General features: G+C 37.1%; 10 protein-coding genes and 1 pseudogene. 4 read left to right on the forward strand and 7 right to left on the reverse strand.

The window, feature by feature from the left end:
* Positions 1-109 precede the first annotated feature (109 nt).
* The 7 genes and pseudogenes from MUB18_RS21950 to MUB18_RS21910 all read right to left on the reverse strand — a co-directional run bounded on the left by MUB18_RS21950 (position 110) and on the right by MUB18_RS21910 (position 9,073).
* Positions 110-1,479, reverse strand: a pseudogene (locus MUB18_RS21950) (IS3 family transposase).
* Between the two features lie 82 nt (positions 1,480-1,561).
* Entirely contained in the window at positions 1,562-3,124 is a 1,563-nt protein-coding gene (locus tag MUB18_RS07270) for a SusD/RagB family nutrient-binding outer membrane lipoprotein (protein ID WP_248755484.1), read from the reverse strand.
* A 68-nt stretch (positions 3,125-3,192) separates the two neighbouring features.
* Positions 3,193-6,297, reverse strand: coding sequence for a SusC/RagA family TonB-linked outer membrane protein (locus MUB18_RS07275; protein WP_248755485.1), 3,105 nt, complete (start codon positions 6,295-6,297; stop codon positions 3,193-3,195).
* Between the two features lie 450 nt (positions 6,298-6,747).
* Complete coding sequence (locus tag MUB18_RS07280) at positions 6,748-7,461, reverse strand: hypothetical protein (RefSeq protein WP_248755486.1); 714 nt, start codon at positions 7,459-7,461, stop codon at positions 6,748-6,750.
* Between the two features lie 157 nt (positions 7,462-7,618).
* On the reverse strand, positions 7,619-8,545 hold the full coding sequence (locus MUB18_RS07285) for an EamA family transporter (protein ID WP_248755487.1): 927 nt from the start codon (positions 8,543-8,545) through the stop codon (positions 7,619-7,621).
* A complete protein-coding gene (locus tag MUB18_RS07290; protein ID WP_045753091.1) occupies positions 8,545-8,931 on the reverse strand; it encodes a RidA family protein in 387 nt (128 codons plus the stop codon). The genes MUB18_RS07285 and MUB18_RS07290 overlap by 1 nt, the downstream gene beginning before the upstream one ends.
* Before the next feature lie 10 nt (positions 8,932-8,941).
* A complete protein-coding gene (locus tag MUB18_RS21910) occupies positions 8,942-9,073 on the reverse strand; it encodes a DUF6728 family protein (protein ID WP_317233181.1) in 132 nt (43 codons plus the stop codon).
* Positions 9,074-9,141: 68 nt separating this feature from the next.
* On the opposite strand from MUB18_RS21910, the gene nagA reads away from it, so the two are divergent.
* The 4 genes from nagA (at position 9,142) to MUB18_RS07310 (ending at position 15,930) form a co-directional block, all read left to right on the forward strand.
* Positions 9,142-10,254 (forward strand): N-acetylglucosamine-6-phosphate deacetylase, encoded by a 1,113-nt coding sequence (nagA, locus tag MUB18_RS07295; protein WP_248755488.1) that lies wholly within the window; start codon positions 9,142-9,144, stop codon positions 10,252-10,254.
* 69 nt (positions 10,255-10,323) lie between these two features.
* The gene (locus MUB18_RS07300; RefSeq protein WP_248755489.1) at positions 10,324-11,931 is read left to right on the forward strand and encodes a glycoside hydrolase family 10 protein; all 1,608 of its coding nucleotides are present in this window, start codon (positions 10,324-10,326) and stop codon (positions 11,929-11,931) included.
* A gap of 160 nt (positions 11,932-12,091) precedes the next feature.
* The gene (locus tag MUB18_RS07305) at positions 12,092-12,640 is read left to right on the forward strand and encodes an acyl-CoA thioesterase (RefSeq protein WP_248755490.1); all 549 of its coding nucleotides are present in this window, start codon (positions 12,092-12,094) and stop codon (positions 12,638-12,640) included.
* A 245-nt stretch (positions 12,641-12,885) separates the two neighbouring features.
* Positions 12,886-15,930 (forward strand): SusC/RagA family TonB-linked outer membrane protein, encoded by a 3,045-nt coding sequence (locus MUB18_RS07310; RefSeq protein ID WP_248755491.1) that lies wholly within the window; start codon positions 12,886-12,888, stop codon positions 15,928-15,930.
* Positions 15,931-15,977 lie beyond the last annotated feature (47 nt).

A 15,977-nucleotide genomic window follows, 5' to 3' on the forward strand; every position in this document is an offset into this window, starting at 1 on the left:
ATGAAAAAGGTGTATTTCGTATTCTGATTTAGAGTCAAATATTTTTTTGCATAATAATAAAAAAGGCTGTCCTTTTATGGACTGCCCCCAAAATATTGGACAAATTTAGTTAATTAGATTTGTAATAATGAGCTCGATATTCTGTCGGGCTCATTCCATTTAAATTTAGTTTTATCCGTTGATTATTGTAATAGGAGATATAATCTTCTATTTCGCTTTTTAACTTCTCTGTTGATTCGTATTGTTTTAGATAAAACAGTTCTGATTTTAAAATTCCGAAGAAATTTTCAATTACGGCATTATCAAGGCAATTTCCTTTTCTGGACATGCTTTGAGTGATTCCGTTTTCTTTGAGCCACTGTTGATATTTAGGCATTTGGTATTGCCAGCCCTGATCAGAATGTAAAAGCAGTTGTGATGCCCCCCTTGCTTTGGGCAGTGCCTTTTTGAGCATATCCATTACCCCTTTAAAGACCGGCCTGTCAGTAATTTCATAACTTATAACTTCCTGATTAAACAGATCAATTATTGGGGAGAGATACAGCTTTTTTTCCTTGACTTTGAACTCAGTAATATCCGTGGCCCATTTTTGCAAAGGCCCCTCAGCCTGGAATTTCCTGTTGAGGATATTGGGAGCGATCTTGCCCAGTTCACCCCGGTATGACCTGTATTTCTTTATCCTGATCAGACTCTTCAAACCCATTTCCCTCATTAATCTAAGAATGGTCTTATGATTCATATCCACTCCATCCCGTTTGAGCTGCAGGGTAATGCGGCGATAGCCAAAGCGGCCCTTATGTACATGGTAAACTTTGTTGATTTGCGCTTTCACCTGTTCGTATTTATCTGCTTGTCCCTCCTTCTTGGAATGATAATAGAAAGTACTTCTTGCCATTTTAACGCAACTCAGCAGGATATCAAGATCAAATTGATGCCTTAGCTCCATTATGGCTTTCGCTTGTTTTCGGCTTGAGCTAAGGCGCTGAGCTTTTTTAGCAGGGCATTTTCTGCACGTAAATACTCATTCTCCTGCAAAAGTTCCTCTTCACGCGTGAGCGCTTTATTCGTTTTTCTAACTTTTCGCTTGATCTGCGGATTTGCTTTCTTTGTCATCAAGGGTCTCCCTTTTGGCCGTGCCTCCAATCCTTCTGGACCAAACTTGTCCAGCCTTTTCTGCCATTCAATGATATGGGCATCCGAGGAAAGGTCAAAGCGTACACGGGCTTCTTTCAAAGATAAACTTTCTTCTCGGATTGCAGTAAGGACAGAAAGCTTAAAAGAAGCACTAAAGTGTCTTTTCCCTTTCCTGGGAAGTAGCCCCGATTCCCCCTGATACTTATATATTTTGTACCACGTCTCAAACAAAGAATACGTAATCCCGAATTCTTCTCCCAAAGACTTTGCAGAACGATAATGCTCATCCATTTGTCTAACACAGCTCAACTTAAATTCAAAACTGTGCTTGTTTTTCTTATTCATAAAAATACCCCCAGAAAGTGTCTAACTTTTTGGGGGCACTGCATTAATTGAAGTGACAGCCTTTTAAAAATAATAGTGTATTCTATGGTTTGTCCCACCAAACGCGAGATGTCATCTGATCTCCTTTATCCAAGCGACTAACAGCCTGTAAATAATTAGCTGCATTGACCGTTCCTTCTTCTGTTGGATACGTAAATCGTCTCGGAATGGTGCCGTTTGTCGCATTGCCAATATAATTGACCTGCTTTAATACCGGATATCCTGACCTTCTCCAGTTAGCAAAGGATTCATACTCATCTGAAAATGTATTGATATAGTATTGCGTATTAATCTGTTCTAATGCTTTTGATTCATTGAATGGATTTTGCATTAAATAGCGCTCTATTGCTCCATCATTTATACCAGCAATACCAAACTGAGCAAATTGTTTCATAGCAGCTTTCACTCCTGCTTCATAATAGCTTTTAGCCGATCCGGATATCCAACCTCTGTGTGCGGCTTCCGCTAGTAAAAACTGATTCTCAGCATAAGTGACTAAAAACGATGGTGCATCTATACGAGCATACGTATATCTATTGACAACAGAATATTTGTTCATCGCTCCAGGATATAGCGGATAGTCTTCGATGAAAGTCGAACCTCCATCTATTTGATCATAACCATTTGGCATTCCCAATTGTTTACTGGCTGCTGTATCTCCTCTTGACCATCTGGAATCATCAATTTTAATAGAAGGATCTGCTACTACTGTTGCCAGGAAGCTTAATCTTGGATCATTCGTGTTTTTTAACAAATTGATAAATGATTCGCCCATGCGATATGCATTGGGATCTTCGTGAGCATAAATTTTAGCAAAGGGCTCTGCACTATTGTTGGCTGTCACTGCTGCTGGATGTTGCACAAGGGCACTTTCGTCGTTACTAGTAAAAAGACCTCCCGAAACTGCTGTATTGATCCAAGTTTTTGCCAATTCTGGATTTACTTTTGAGAGACGCATTCCTAAACGCAACATCATGGAGTATGCAAATTTTTGCCACTTGACCACGTCACCTTTATATATGATGTCCGATTGTCCGATAGTCGAAGTTTTGCCATTCAAATTAGTTGCTGCTTCCTTAAGCTCTTTTAGCATATCTAAGTAAATAGATTCCTGGGTATCATATACAGGATATCCCTTTTCTTTATAATAAGCCTGTCCTGCCTCAGAGTAAGGGACATCGCCATAAAGATCAGTCATTCTGTGAAAGATAAGAACTCGCATAATCCGAGCCATTTGGTATTCTGGATAAAACGTTTCATTGTCTTTCCAGTTCTCCATTAAATCTACTACGTCACGCACACCATTTGGATACATGCGATCCCAGAATGCTGCGTTATAGCCAGCGTTGTAGGTGTATTTATCTCCACTCCAATAACTTTCCACAGATGCTGTATGTTGGAGCATTGTGCTGATATAAATCAATCCATTGCGCCAAGCTTCATACTCGGTACCATAGCCGTATTGTTGTACGTTGGTAAAAAGCAATTTATAATCCATATTGTCTTTTCCTATTGCTTCGGGATCGACATTCACGTCTCCAAATTTACTACAAGAGGACAATCCAAGTCCAATTACGGCACAGAGGTATAATATTTTAGTTTTCATTTTTTTCTTTCTTTTTCCTGTTACTAATTTTCAATCTGATCGTTTAGCAAATTGCTAAATAACTCTTTTTAGAATTTTAGATTAAGGTTAAAACCGACATTCCGTGTCATTGGATAACCATTTAATTCAAGCCCTTGCGCATTACTGTTGTTATAAGCAGATTCTGGATCTATATTGGGAGTGTTTTTATGGATTGTCCATAAATTGCGCCCTACTAAAGATAATGAAGCACTTCTAAAAGGTGTTTTTGATAAAATTGAACTTGGTAATTTGTATCCAAAAGATATTTCTCTTAATTTAACAAAACCAGCATCATACACAAACTCTTCGGTAAAAGATTGATCTACAATATATTTCCAGTAAGTTTCTGCATCGACGGCAGTTGTGTTGGTTGCGCCTGCTAAGTTGACTCCTTTGCCAATAATATTACCTTCTCGGCCTTCTAAAGTTGCTTTATGCAAACCGGAGCCATAAAGGTTCAGGTTGGTTCCTGAAAAGATTTTTGCACCTAATTTGACATCAAGCAAAACACCTAAACTAAAGTTCTTATAAGTAAAATCATTTCTAAATCCGCCGGTAAAGCGATACACCCCAGTACCAAGTACATCAACAGCATCAGAGCGTACCGGAAGACCTTTGTCATCAAAAATGCGATTTCCTGAAGCATCTGTTTTGTATCTGTAACCAACAATCTGTCCATAAGATTCACCTACAATATTTTGTACAGAAGCATTTCCTGATCGTGAAACTCCACCTTCAAAACTTAGGCTTTTCTGATCGCCAAGACTAAGCACCTTACTATCATTGAAAGCAAAGTTAATGGAGCTCTTCCATTTAAAATCAGTAGCGCGGATGATATCACCATATAACAATACTTCAATACCTTTATTGCGCAACTCACCTATATTTTGAATCGCTGTGGAATAACCCGAAGCAGTACTTGTAGTCACTTGAACGATATCATCATTTGTTGTTTTTTGATAAACAGCCAAATCTAAGCCCATTCTATTTCCCAAAAATTCGAGATTTGCTCCAGCCTCCCATTCACTTATTCGAACGGGCTTTAAATTGGCATTTGGAACAGTAGAATTTTTAATTGTTCCGATAGGTTGACCCTGGATTTCGAATGATTGAGTTTGATATGCTAATGCCGTTTGATAAGCTTTAGTACCATTCGATGCTGCAGCTCGAGACAATCTTAATTTACCCATATTGATCCAATCTGGTAACTGAAGATGATCGGTAAAGACATAACTTAAACTAGCGGATGGATATAGGTAACCATTCTTGTCTGGATTAAGTGTTGAATACCAGTCGTTACGAGCTGATAAGTTTAAAAATAAAAAATCTTTATAACCAAAATCAGCAGTACCATAAAGAGACTTTACTCTATATTCACCATATAACTTCTTAAAAGTACGTGTACCAGCAGCCACATTTCCTGTCGAATAAACTCCATCTACTATGAAAGGACGAATGCCGCCATCAGTTCCCCAAGTTTCGGTACGAGTCTTTTGATCATTACCACCAACTGTTGCAGAGATAGAAAAATCACCTAGCTTTTTCTTTGCCCCAACTAGGAAGTTGAAATTTGTTTCTTCAAACTCATTATTATACTCATTAATATATCCATTTGGATCGGCAGAAGCTCCCTTCGGCTGAATCTGTTTGAAAGCAAGATTGAAACCATCACGAGTGACAGCACCTTGAGCATATAACCAATCGGTAATATCATAACGCAGGTTGAATCCACCAGTAAGTCTTTTTTTAGTTGACTTGTTAGATTTGCGGTATTGTAAAAAATAAGGGTTATTAAAATAAACGTTGTTACCTGGTTGTAACTCTTTTCCGAATTCATCTACCTCAGCTTCCAGCCAACGGACATCATAGCTATTAGCCAGGTACAGAAGGCTAGCATTAGTGTTACCATTACCATCCGAAAGATTTGACCGATTATCGACAAATTCAAACATATAATTGGCATTGATACCCAATTGCACCTTCGGTGTAATTTTATAGGTTGTATTTAAATTAGCTCCTCGTTGATTTGATTTTGCATTAGGTAGGATCGACCCTTCGTACATATTGTTGAGACCAAGACGAAAAGTTGATTTTTCATCACTACCACTAACAGCTACAGAAGTTTGATTGCTTAAACCTGTTCGATAGAAATTCTTCCAATTGTCAATCGGTGAGTAAGCGTAAGTATTTCCAAATTTATTGACCGCCTGACTTCCGTCCATTTTAGCTCCCCAACTTTGATTGTAGGTATCGTTTGCGGCCCCAGCAGCGGTTGGTTTGATTCCTTGCCTGCCCTGTCCATAGGTTTCCTGAAAATCACGATAATCATAGATGGTATTGACGGTCATATTATTATTTAATTCGACGCCTATACCTTGGGTTCCTTTTCCAGATTTGGTAGTTATCATAATAACACCATTTCCTCCTCTATATCCATATAGCGCTGATGCCGCAGCACCTTTTAATACTTGAATATTCTCAATATCATCCGCATTAATGCTATTTAGACCATCGCCTATGTCCATACCACCGTACTGTCCAGCAGAACCTTGATTGTCATTAGTGAGCGGAATACCATCAACAACATATAATGGCATGTTGTTGCCCGTCATTGAAGCTGCTCCACGGATGACAACACGGCTACTTCCACCCAGTCCGGTTGAATTACCAGCGACACTCACGCCAGCGACTTTACCACTCAATGCATTACCTAAATTAGGGTCACGAGCAACAGTAAAATCCTCCCCTTTGACAGAAGTAGTTGAATAACCCAATGATTTCTTTTCGCGTTTGATACCCAATGCTGTAACGACTACACTTTCGAGTTGTTGTGTCTGCGGCACTAGACTTACGGTTACAGTAGTCTCATTTGGAGCAAGTGTTACGGTTTTGGTTTCATACCCAATAACACTGATGCTCAAAATACGATTTTTATCGTCAACGTTCACTTGGAAAACACCGCTAGCATCTGATGAGCTGGCTTTAGATGTTCCCAAAACTTTAATAGTAGCTCCCGCTATTGGTGAATTAGACTGGCCATCCACAATAGTACCCTTCACCTGCGTGTTTTGGGCAAGAAGTAAAGATGCTGAAAAGAGCATTGTTGGAACAATACCCAAGATCTTCAATGTTGTTTGTAATTTACTATTCATGTAGTAATATGTGTTATGATCTAATTATGTCTTTACACATTTCATAAGAATTGATTTATAAGCAATGGCTAATTCAATTTAGCTCATTGGTTAGTTAGGTGTCTTATATTGAATATAGGAGGGTACGTATCAGATAGACGTAAAATAAAATCAATATAATTTATTAGCGAGACGGTTTTTTCTCGTAATGGGAATCTAAAGTACTATTGTTCTGGAAATTTTGAAAGGATTTTATAACAAATGTGATACAGTATTTCTGTTTATCTTACCTATCTATCTGTTTTACAGTTGATTTATTTTTTGTCATATTTTTTAGATATTTGTTATTATGTATCATAAGGTTCTTCTTATTTCAGAAATCACTATTTTCTATCTGGGAAGAATTTAGTGTAAGAAGACAGCCATGCTACTAAGCTATGACTGCCTTTTATTAAATAACGGTTGTGTTAATTACTTAGAGAGTTCGACGACAGGTTTATTATTGACACATTTTACGCCTGTCGGATACATATATTCACCCACTGGGCAATTTGGTTTTTCACCTTCAAGGATATTCTTTTTTAAAGAATTGTAAAGTGCAATATCTTTTTTTATTTCAATTAGGTTAGCTGTCGTTAAATAAGGGATATAATCAATTCCACAATCTTTTAAAAGTAAAGTAGTCGTCCAATTATTTGTTCCGTCGCACTTAAGATTATTTAGATAATCGTCTATCCTAGTTTTTACAGGAATTATTTGTGCTTTGCTATCGGCTAAACTAAGATCTTTCATATATAATAGCTTGGCTTTTCCATTTTCACAGATAAGTTGAATAGGGGCAGAAACATGCCAAATGCCTTCTTCACAGGGTTCGTAGATAATTCCTTCTCGGATTCCTGCATCTATTCCTTTAGATTCAAGTTCACGATATTCATTCCAAAGTTTTTCAAATTGTGTTTTAATACGTTTGTGCACAGGGAAATAGCTGTGTCCACACCAATAATTTGCCGCCCTTTCAATGGTCCAATCGTTTAGGTTCTCGCATTTTTCTGAAGCAATGAGCTGCTCAATGGCTTCTCTTTTTTCTTTGGCTAGTTCACCCCATTGCTGTGAAGTTGTTTCATCTTTTTTACATGCGCTAACAAGTAAAATAAATAACGTAAGATAGCTAAGCTGTTTGATCATGTTCATAAAGGTTATAGATTTAAAATATAAGAATTGGACAGAGTATCAGTATTAAAGTACTAATCCTAAAAATTTGGCAAATTCTCATCACAGATATAAGGTTTAGATGATTAATAATTGATTATTAACCATCTAAACGCATTAAGAAATTGAAATGCTACAAATAATTTTTCCTTTTGAAGAGAATTTTTAATTTATCGAAATTAAAAATAATAATGGCAGTGAAAATCAGAGTATATGCCCAGTATTTATATGGATCTACCTGTTCTTGAAAATAGGTAACAGCTAGTGTAAATGCAATGATTGGGTTGATGTATAACATGATGCCAAGTGTCGAAGAAGATATTTTCTTTAACGCATACATGCTTGAAAATAATGGTATTATGGTAAATAGTAATGCTATGATTAATATAATGCTCCAGAATGTGCCTTCTTGAGGTATTGGACTTTGATCCATTATCATTTGGGGTATAATAAATAAAGTACACATGGCTAGTTGTATCGCTAGCATATTGAGTTTGTCAAAACCTTGTATGATACGCTGTAAGACCAGATAGAAGGCATATAGTGAACCAATCGTTAAGGACCATAATACTTCTGTCAGAGACCCCGTTGCTAGCATGAATACGCCAGTTGTAGCAATAATTAAAGATAGTTTTTGAGTGGTATTTAAGTTTTCTTTTAAAATGAAATAACCACCTGCAGTAGTAATCAATGGGCATAGAATATAAGCGAACGCACCCGCTTGTACGCTAATACTGTTGATGCAATAGATATAGGTGTACCAATTTGCAAATAGTAGAATAGCTGATGCAAGTGTAAGATAAACGATTTTAATTCTTTTATTCTTAGGAAGTAGTTGAAAACTGCGATAGTCTTTTTTAAGATCTTTTTTTCTGAAAATAAAGTTGAAGAGCCAAAGAAGTGAAACGGCTAATATGATGCGGTAATGCAGAATATCCTCTGCTGACCAATTTTTTAACAAGCGAATAGGGATAGCCATAAATCCCCAAATTAAAGGACCTAAAAAAGCCGCTAAGAAATACTTTCCGCGGCCTTCAGTATCTTGTTCTTTGGTTATCATTAATCTTTCCAAGCAATCACGGAAATTTCTACATTTACATTTTTTGGTAGTGTCTTAACAGCAACACATTCACGTGCCGGTTGTACAGTGGTGAAATATTGTGCATATACTTCATTGACTGTCGCGAAGTCATCCATATTGCTTAAGAAAATGGATGCTTTAACAACATCTTCAAATCCATAACCTGCGTTTTTTAAAATAGCATCTACATTTTTTAAAACTTGATGAGCTTCATCTGCAACTCCTGTTGTGATTAATTCCATCGTTTCCGGAACTAAAGGAATCTGTCCAGATACATATAATGTTTTATCGGCTTTTATTGCCTGGTTGTATGGACCGATTGCTGCGGGTGCTTTTTCTGTATTTAAAATAATTTTTTGAGACATATGTTGGTATTTATGATGCAAGGAATATTTTATAGATCAACGCTAATATAAAAACACTGATAGCTATGGCATTGATGATATGCATAGCTTTTAGATTGCCGTTGGTGGGGCGATTGGGGTCTTTTTTTCTAAAAAAGTACATGGAACGAAGTTACGCTTGTAAATTGATAATCGCAATGATTATCTTTAAACAATCAAAAATAAAAGATAATGAATAAACTTGCTATAGTTGGTGGCAAAATCTTCTCAGATTATGATCTGATTGAACACAAAGCTCTACTCGTTGAAAATGGAATAATTACAGCTATCGTAGATCCAAAAGAAATTCCAACTGATTGGGAGCAATTGGACGTCAAAGGTGCGAATATTTGTGCTGGTTTAATTGATTTACAATTATATGGCGATGGCGATGACTTGTTTTCCGCTGAATTGACAGCAGCGTCTTTGCAGCGAATTTCGGATGGACTAGTTCGTAAGGGAACGACTTCTTATATGATGACTTTGGCAACAAATACATTTCATGTTTTTCAACAGGCTATTCAAGTTGCTGGTCATTTTAAGCATGACGCATTATTGGGATTACATTTGGAGGGACCATTTCTGAATAGTAAAAAGCGTGGTGCCCACCCTGCTGAATTGATTGTAAAACCTACGAAAGAGAATATCAAAGAACTGCTAGGCGATCATCCTTCTGTCGTGAAAATGATGACCATTGCTCCAGAGTGTATAGATGACGATGTGCTTGAATATTTACAATCTTATGGACTTTTGTTAAGCGCAGGTCATAGTGATGCTACATGTAAGGAAGGCACGAAGGGATTCGATCTAGGTATTCTTACAGGAACTCATTTATTCAATGCGATGTCAGCTTTGCACCATCGAGAGGTGGGAATGGTAGGAGCAATCTTTAATCATCCTACAGTATGCTCTAGTATTATTTTAGATGGGCATCATGTGAGTTTTGAAGCTGTTAAAATTGCAAAAAAACAGATGGGTGAACGTTTATTTTTAATTACAGATGCTGTAGCAGCTTGTTCGAAAGGGATCTATCAGCATGTCTTGAATGATGGTTACTATTCGCTGCCAGATGGTACGATATCAGGTGCTGCTGTCTCTTTATTTGAGTCGGTTAGAAATGCTGTACAGCAAGTCGGTATCCCATTGGATGAAGCAATCCGTATGGCGACTACATATCCTGCTCGATTGTTGAAGCGAACAGATATTGGTAATCTAAATCTGGGTAGTATTGCTAATCTTTTAATCTTCTCTGCGGATTATAAACTTCAGGAAGTGTTGGTTAAAGGAAAGTTAATATCGAAGTAGTTCTGTCGATACAAAATCATAATCCGTACATTTGTAGCTTATTTTGAAACAACACATTAACATTTTTGAATGAAACATCACTTATTAATACTATCAGTTGCTTTATTTTTATTTTCATGTTCTTCCAAAAAGAATAGAAAACAAGAGCAGGTAAAGGGTACTACTGAAGTTAAATTGCAACATCCGGATGCAAAAGATAAGCCTCAACGTGAGAAAGTAAAAAATAATATTGAAGATAAAAAGGCTGAAGAGAAAAAAGAGGTTGTAGTTGAGCTTCCTGAAGTGCAACGTGAATTTCGTGCTGCATGGATCGCTACTGTAGCGAATATCAATTGGCCAAGTAAGAATTTCTTGTCTACTGATGAACAAAAGCAAGAGGCTATCCAAATCTTGGATTTTTTGAAGAATAACAATTTTAATGCAGCTATTTTTCAGGTTCGTCCATCATCTGATGCTTTGTATCAAAGTGATTTGGAACCTTGGTCTTATTTCCTAACAGGAGAACAAGGAAAAGCTCCTTTTCCATATTATGATCCATTAGAATTTTGGGTTGAAGAGGCACATAAAAGAGGTATTGAGTTACATGTTTGGTTAAATCCATATCGTGCGCACCATACTTCCGGAGGTAAGCTGACAGAATCTTCCATGGCTAAAAAGATGGGTAATTCTGTCGTTCGCTTGAAACAGGGATGGTATTGGTTTGACCCATCGAAACAATCAACGCAAGATCATGCATCACGTGTTGTGATGGATATTGTAAAACGTTATAATATTGATGGGGTACACTTTGACGATTATTTCTATCCTTACGCAGAATATAACGGTGGTCAAGATTTTCCTGATAGTGATAGTTGGAATGAATATAAGAAAAGTGGTGGTACATTGACACGTGCTGATTGGAGAAGAAATAGTGTGAATACATTTGTAGAACGTATTTATAAAGAAATTAAAGCAGAGAAAAATTTTGTGAAATTTGGTATCAGTCCTTTTGGAATTTGGAAGCCAGGTTATCCAGCAGGTATTCAAGGGTCAAGTCAATATGATCAATTGTATGCGGATGCAAAATTATGGCTGAATAAAGGTTGGGTGGATTACTATACGCCACAATTATATTGGCCTATTCAGCCGGCCAAACAGAGTTTTACGACTTTGCTAAAATGGTGGGAGAGTGAAAATACGATGCGCAGGCATTTGTGGCCCGGCATTAATACTGTGGGTAAACGTACGGCAGAATATTCTACTGAGATCGTCAATCAAATTGCGGCAATGCGCAACATTGTTCCGGATAGCAAAGGTATTGTTCATTGGAGTTTAGCAGGTTTGACCAAAAATCCTAGTATGGCAAAAGCTATTTTTGAAGGTCCATACCAAAATAAGGTGTTGATTCCTAGGACACCTTGGCTGAATGCAAATCCGATGTTGAAACCAACTTTGTTGTTGACTTCAGAGAAAGATTTTATGTTTGCAAAATGGCAACACAAGCAGATTGACCAAGTGTTTCATTGGGTTCTTTATACCAATTATGGAGGAGAATGGTCTTATGATATTCTAGATCCATCGGTAACAGCTCGAGAGCTTCCGAAAACTAAGAATGGCAAAAAGCTGCAATATGTTGCGGTTAAAGCGGTGGATAGATTGAGTAATGAAAGTCCATATATTGCTGAAAAGACTAAGTAATCTAAAAAATATTAAAAAAAGGGTTATCCAACTTGGATAACCCTTTTTTTGTAAAGTATGATTTTGGTCGATCATGTCGTCTATGAATGGAAGTCATGGATGTAATTGCTTGAGCGCGATCGATTAGGAATTGATTTTTTTCTAAAGTATATTTAATTATATGGAAGAAATTTATAAAAAAGCTGGTGAATCTGTTATACGGATGTCTCAGTTAATGTTACCCTCCAATGCTAATTTTGGAGGTAAAATTCATGGAGGATATGTGCTTTCTTTGATGGATCAAATAGCTTTTGCTGTGGCCTCAAAGTTTTCTGGACATTATTGTGTGACAGCATCGGTGGGAAAAGTTAATTTTTTAAAACCGATTGAAGTCGGGGAATTGATTACGCTCATAGCTTCGGTCAATTATGTTGGCAATACTTCTATGGAAGTCGGTATTCGTGTTGAATCCATGAATATTCAATCTGGTGAAATAAAGCATTGCAACTCTTCTTATTTTACAATGGTGGCAAAAGATGAGCATGGAAATTCTGTTCGTGTTCCGCGTTTGATATTATCGAATGAAAAAGAGGTGTTTCGGTTTTATAAAAGTATCATTAAAATTGAGATCGATAAAGAAAGGGAGCGCGCAATACTTGATTTGGAATCTGATTCGGAGGAACAGTTAAATTATATCAGGGAACGCTATGATGTTAAGATCACGTTGTGATGATTTTTCTTTTTTATGTTCAAATTGTGCGTATTTCTGCATTTTGTTTTTTTAATTTTTGCTCGATTTAATCGATTGTGTTACAAAGAGATGATTTAGGGTTGTGTTTTAAGGCATATTATTAAAATAATTACGCATAATCTTGCAAAGCTTGGAACCTTTTTATACTATTGTAGTGTAATGATCGTAAACCAGTCGGGGAAAACCACCCGATTTTAACAATTGCAACTAACTAAATTATTATTATGAATAAAAAATTACTCTTATTCTGTTCGGGAGTGATGTTATCTACCAGCTTGTGGGCGCAAACGAAAACTATTTCGGGCAAAGTGACCAATGCATCTGATGGAACATCCCTGTCGAATGTGACTGTCAGTATTAAAGGTAAAGCAGTCAGTACACAAACTAATCCAGATGGAAGTTTTACAATAAAAGCTGAACCTGGAGACGTCCTCATCTTTAGTGCTATTGGTTCTAAGTCAACACAGCAAACCATTGGTTCTAGTTCTACCATCAATATTGCGCTTTCTGGAAGTGAAGAAGCCTTGGGCGAGGTAGTTGTCACAGCTATGGGGATAAAGCAGCAGGCTAGAAGCCTAGGTTTCGCAGTTCAAAATGTGAGCTCGAAAGAAATATCTGAATCTAACCAGGCAAATGTCGTTAATGCCATTCAGGGAAAGGTGGCGGGGGTACAGGTTACAAATTCAGGTGGATCACCTGGTGCATCTGCTAATATTATGATTCGTGGGGGGAGCTCGTTAAGTGGAAATAATCAACCTTTATTTGTTGTAGATGGGATACCTATTGATAATACTACTCCTGTCTCTCAGGGCGGGTTGGGGGCTGGTACCGCACCAGCTTCTAATCGTGGGGTAGATATTAATCCTGAAGATATTGCAAGTATTTCGATATTAAAGGGGCCCGCGGCAGCGGCTCTTTATGGTATAAGAGCTGCTAGCGGAGCTGTCGTAATCACAACAAAAAAAGGATCTTCAGGAAAAGGTGTAATCACTTACGGAACAACTTTTTCTATTGATAATGTAAATAAGTTGCCCAAATTACAGTCAATTTATAAACAGGGACTCCAAGGCAAATATGACCCGCAAAGCTATTTGTCTTGGGGGCCACAATTTGATCAGTCAGATAAGATTTATGATAACTTAGGTGAATTCTTTCAAACGTCAGTTTCTCAAGTGCACGATTTGACAGCAGGAGGAAGTACAGAAAGATCATCTTTTTATGCTTCTGCTTCTTTGTTGGATCAGAATGGAATTGTCAAAAATATGGATTTCGACAGAAAATCATTTCGGTTAAACGCTGATCACAAGATGCTTGATAACTTGAAAATTGGGGCGAATATGAACTATATAAATTCTGGAAGAACATATTTTTCTCAAGGGAGTGCTAATGGTGTTATGGGGGCAATATACTGGCCACTGAATGTTGATATGAAAGATTATGTCAATGATGATGGAACCCAAAAATTATTAAGTCAGAATTCGGACGGTGCTGTAGATAACGCTTATTGGACAATAAATAAGAAACCAATAACAAATAAAGTGAACCGTTTTATGGCAGTTGGCGATGTTTCGTATGATCCACTAAGCTGGTTGAATTTAACTTATCGTATAGGTACAGATTATTATACTGAGAATTTCCAGAGCGTAACTGCTCCTACTTCCCAAACAAGTGTAACAGGTTATTTAGCTGAATCGACAGCTACTAATCAAATTACGACTTCAACGTTTTTGGCAAATGCGAAGCGTAGTTATGGTGATTTCAACTTTAATTTGACAGTAGGACATAATTTGGAATCCACCTATAGACAAACAACCACTTCAACAGCTATTAATTTTATTGATCCAGATTTTGTCGGAATTAATAATAGTATCCAGAGCGATCGTACGGTTTCTAAATCTATCAATCGAAGAAGAATAATGGGGGTCTTTGGAGATCTAAATATGGATTGGAAGAATATTGTTTATTTGAACTTTAGAGGTAGAAACGATTGGTCATCTACTTTGCCAAAGTCGAATAATTCATTTTTCTATCCTTCTATTAGTACATCTGTTGTGCTTACTGATCTTGTTAAAGAAATTAACGGAAGTGAATCTACGGGTGTTTTATCTTATGCAAAGGTTCGTGGAGCCTGGGCCCAGGTTGGAAAAGATGCTCCTGCTCACGTTTTACAAACGACTTTGGGGACTTATATAAATGATTTTACAATAAATCCTAGGGGATTCATTACGAATATTACAGATTATTTTGGTAATCCTAATTTGAAACCAGAGTTCACAAACTCTTATGAAGTAGGAGCAGATTTGAGATTTATAAATAATCGTGTGGGAATTGATGTAACTTGGTATAAAACTAAATCTGATGATCAGATTTTAGGTACAAGGACGCCGCCGTCTTCAGGTTCATTTCTCGCTTATCTCAATGGTGGAGCAATAGAAAACAAAGGATGGGAGGGTATAATCAATATTCAGGCAATAAAAAAAGAAAATTTTCAATGGTCTTTTGATTTAAATTTTAGCGCAAATAGGGCTAAAGTCTTGAGTTTGCCCGGTAGTTTGGACCGAGTAGAGTTGTCTGACGCCTGGGTGACGGATAATGCCGCGCAGGCTGCAGCTTTTTTGAATGGTACAGTCTTTGGCATAAATGGTAATGTCTGGAAAACTAATGATCAGGGGCAGTATTTATTAGATAATAATGGTCGTCCTCAAATTGCATCTTCTATGCAATTGGTTGGAGATCGTAATCCCGATTGGATAGCGGGAATTACAAATACATTTAAGTATAAAGATTTTGGTTTGTCGTTTATGTGGGATTTCCGTCAAGGAGGTGATGTTTTTAATGCAACTGCTTATACTTTAGTGAATTCTGGTTTGAGTCCATTGACTCAAAATCGAGGAAATATTGTGATTCCAGGAATAATAGAGTCTACTGGGCAAATTAATAATTTGGAGATTCCAATGAACCAGGATTATTATCAGACCTTATATGCAAAAAATTCCAAAAATTTTGTTGAAGATGGTAGTTGGGTGCGTTTGCGTTACGTCAGTTTAAATTATAAAGCTCCATCTTCATTGGTTAAGAAATTGAGATTACAGAATTTGCAATTTACATTGACAGGAAGAAATTTATTATTATTCACAGATTATTCGGGTGTCGATCCTGAAGTCTCAGGTAGTGGTGCGGGAGTCGGTGGCTCCGGTTCATTTGGTTTTGATAACCTTGGTGTTCCTGCGACAAGAGGTATTGATTTAGGTTTGAAATTTTCCTTTTAAAGCTTATGAAAAATAGATTAAAAAAATATAGCATTTTTTGCATAATT

It is taken from the genome of Sphingobacterium sp. PCS056, assembly GCF_023273895.1.
In the GTDB taxonomy this organism is placed as follows: Bacteria; Bacteroidota; Bacteroidia; order Sphingobacteriales; family Sphingobacteriaceae; genus Sphingobacterium.

Excerpts from the sequence above, each read along its gene's own strand:
- MUB18_RS07270 (WP_248755484.1), bottom strand. The coding sequence starts at position 3,124 with ATGAAAACTAAAATATTATACCTCTGTGCCGTAATTGGACTTGGATTG.
- MUB18_RS07275 (WP_248755485.1), bottom strand. The coding sequence starts at position 6,297 with ATGAATAGTAAATTACAAACAACATTGAAGATCTTGGGTATTGTTCCA.
- MUB18_RS07280 (WP_248755486.1), bottom strand. The coding sequence starts at position 7,461 with ATGATCAAACAGCTTAGCTATCTTACGTTATTTATTTTACTTGTTAGC.
- MUB18_RS07285 (WP_248755487.1), bottom strand. The coding sequence starts at position 8,545 with ATGATAACCAAAGAACAAGATACTGAAGGCCGCGGAAAGTATTTCTTA.
- MUB18_RS07290 (WP_045753091.1), bottom strand. The coding sequence starts at position 8,931 with ATGTCTCAAAAAATTATTTTAAATACAGAAAAAGCACCCGCAGCAATC.
- MUB18_RS21910 (WP_317233181.1), bottom strand. The coding sequence starts at position 9,073 with ATGTACTTTTTTAGAAAAAAAGACCCCAATCGCCCCACCAACGGCAAT.
- nagA (WP_248755488.1), top strand. The coding sequence starts at position 9,142 with ATGAATAAACTTGCTATAGTTGGTGGCAAAATCTTCTCAGATTATGAT.
- MUB18_RS07300 (WP_248755489.1), top strand. The coding sequence starts at position 10,324 with ATGAAACATCACTTATTAATACTATCAGTTGCTTTATTTTTATTTTCA.
- MUB18_RS07305 (WP_248755490.1), top strand. The coding sequence starts at position 12,092 with ATGGAAGAAATTTATAAAAAAGCTGGTGAATCTGTTATACGGATGTCT.
- MUB18_RS07310 (WP_248755491.1), top strand. The coding sequence starts at position 12,886 with ATGAATAAAAAATTACTCTTATTCTGTTCGGGAGTGATGTTATCTACC.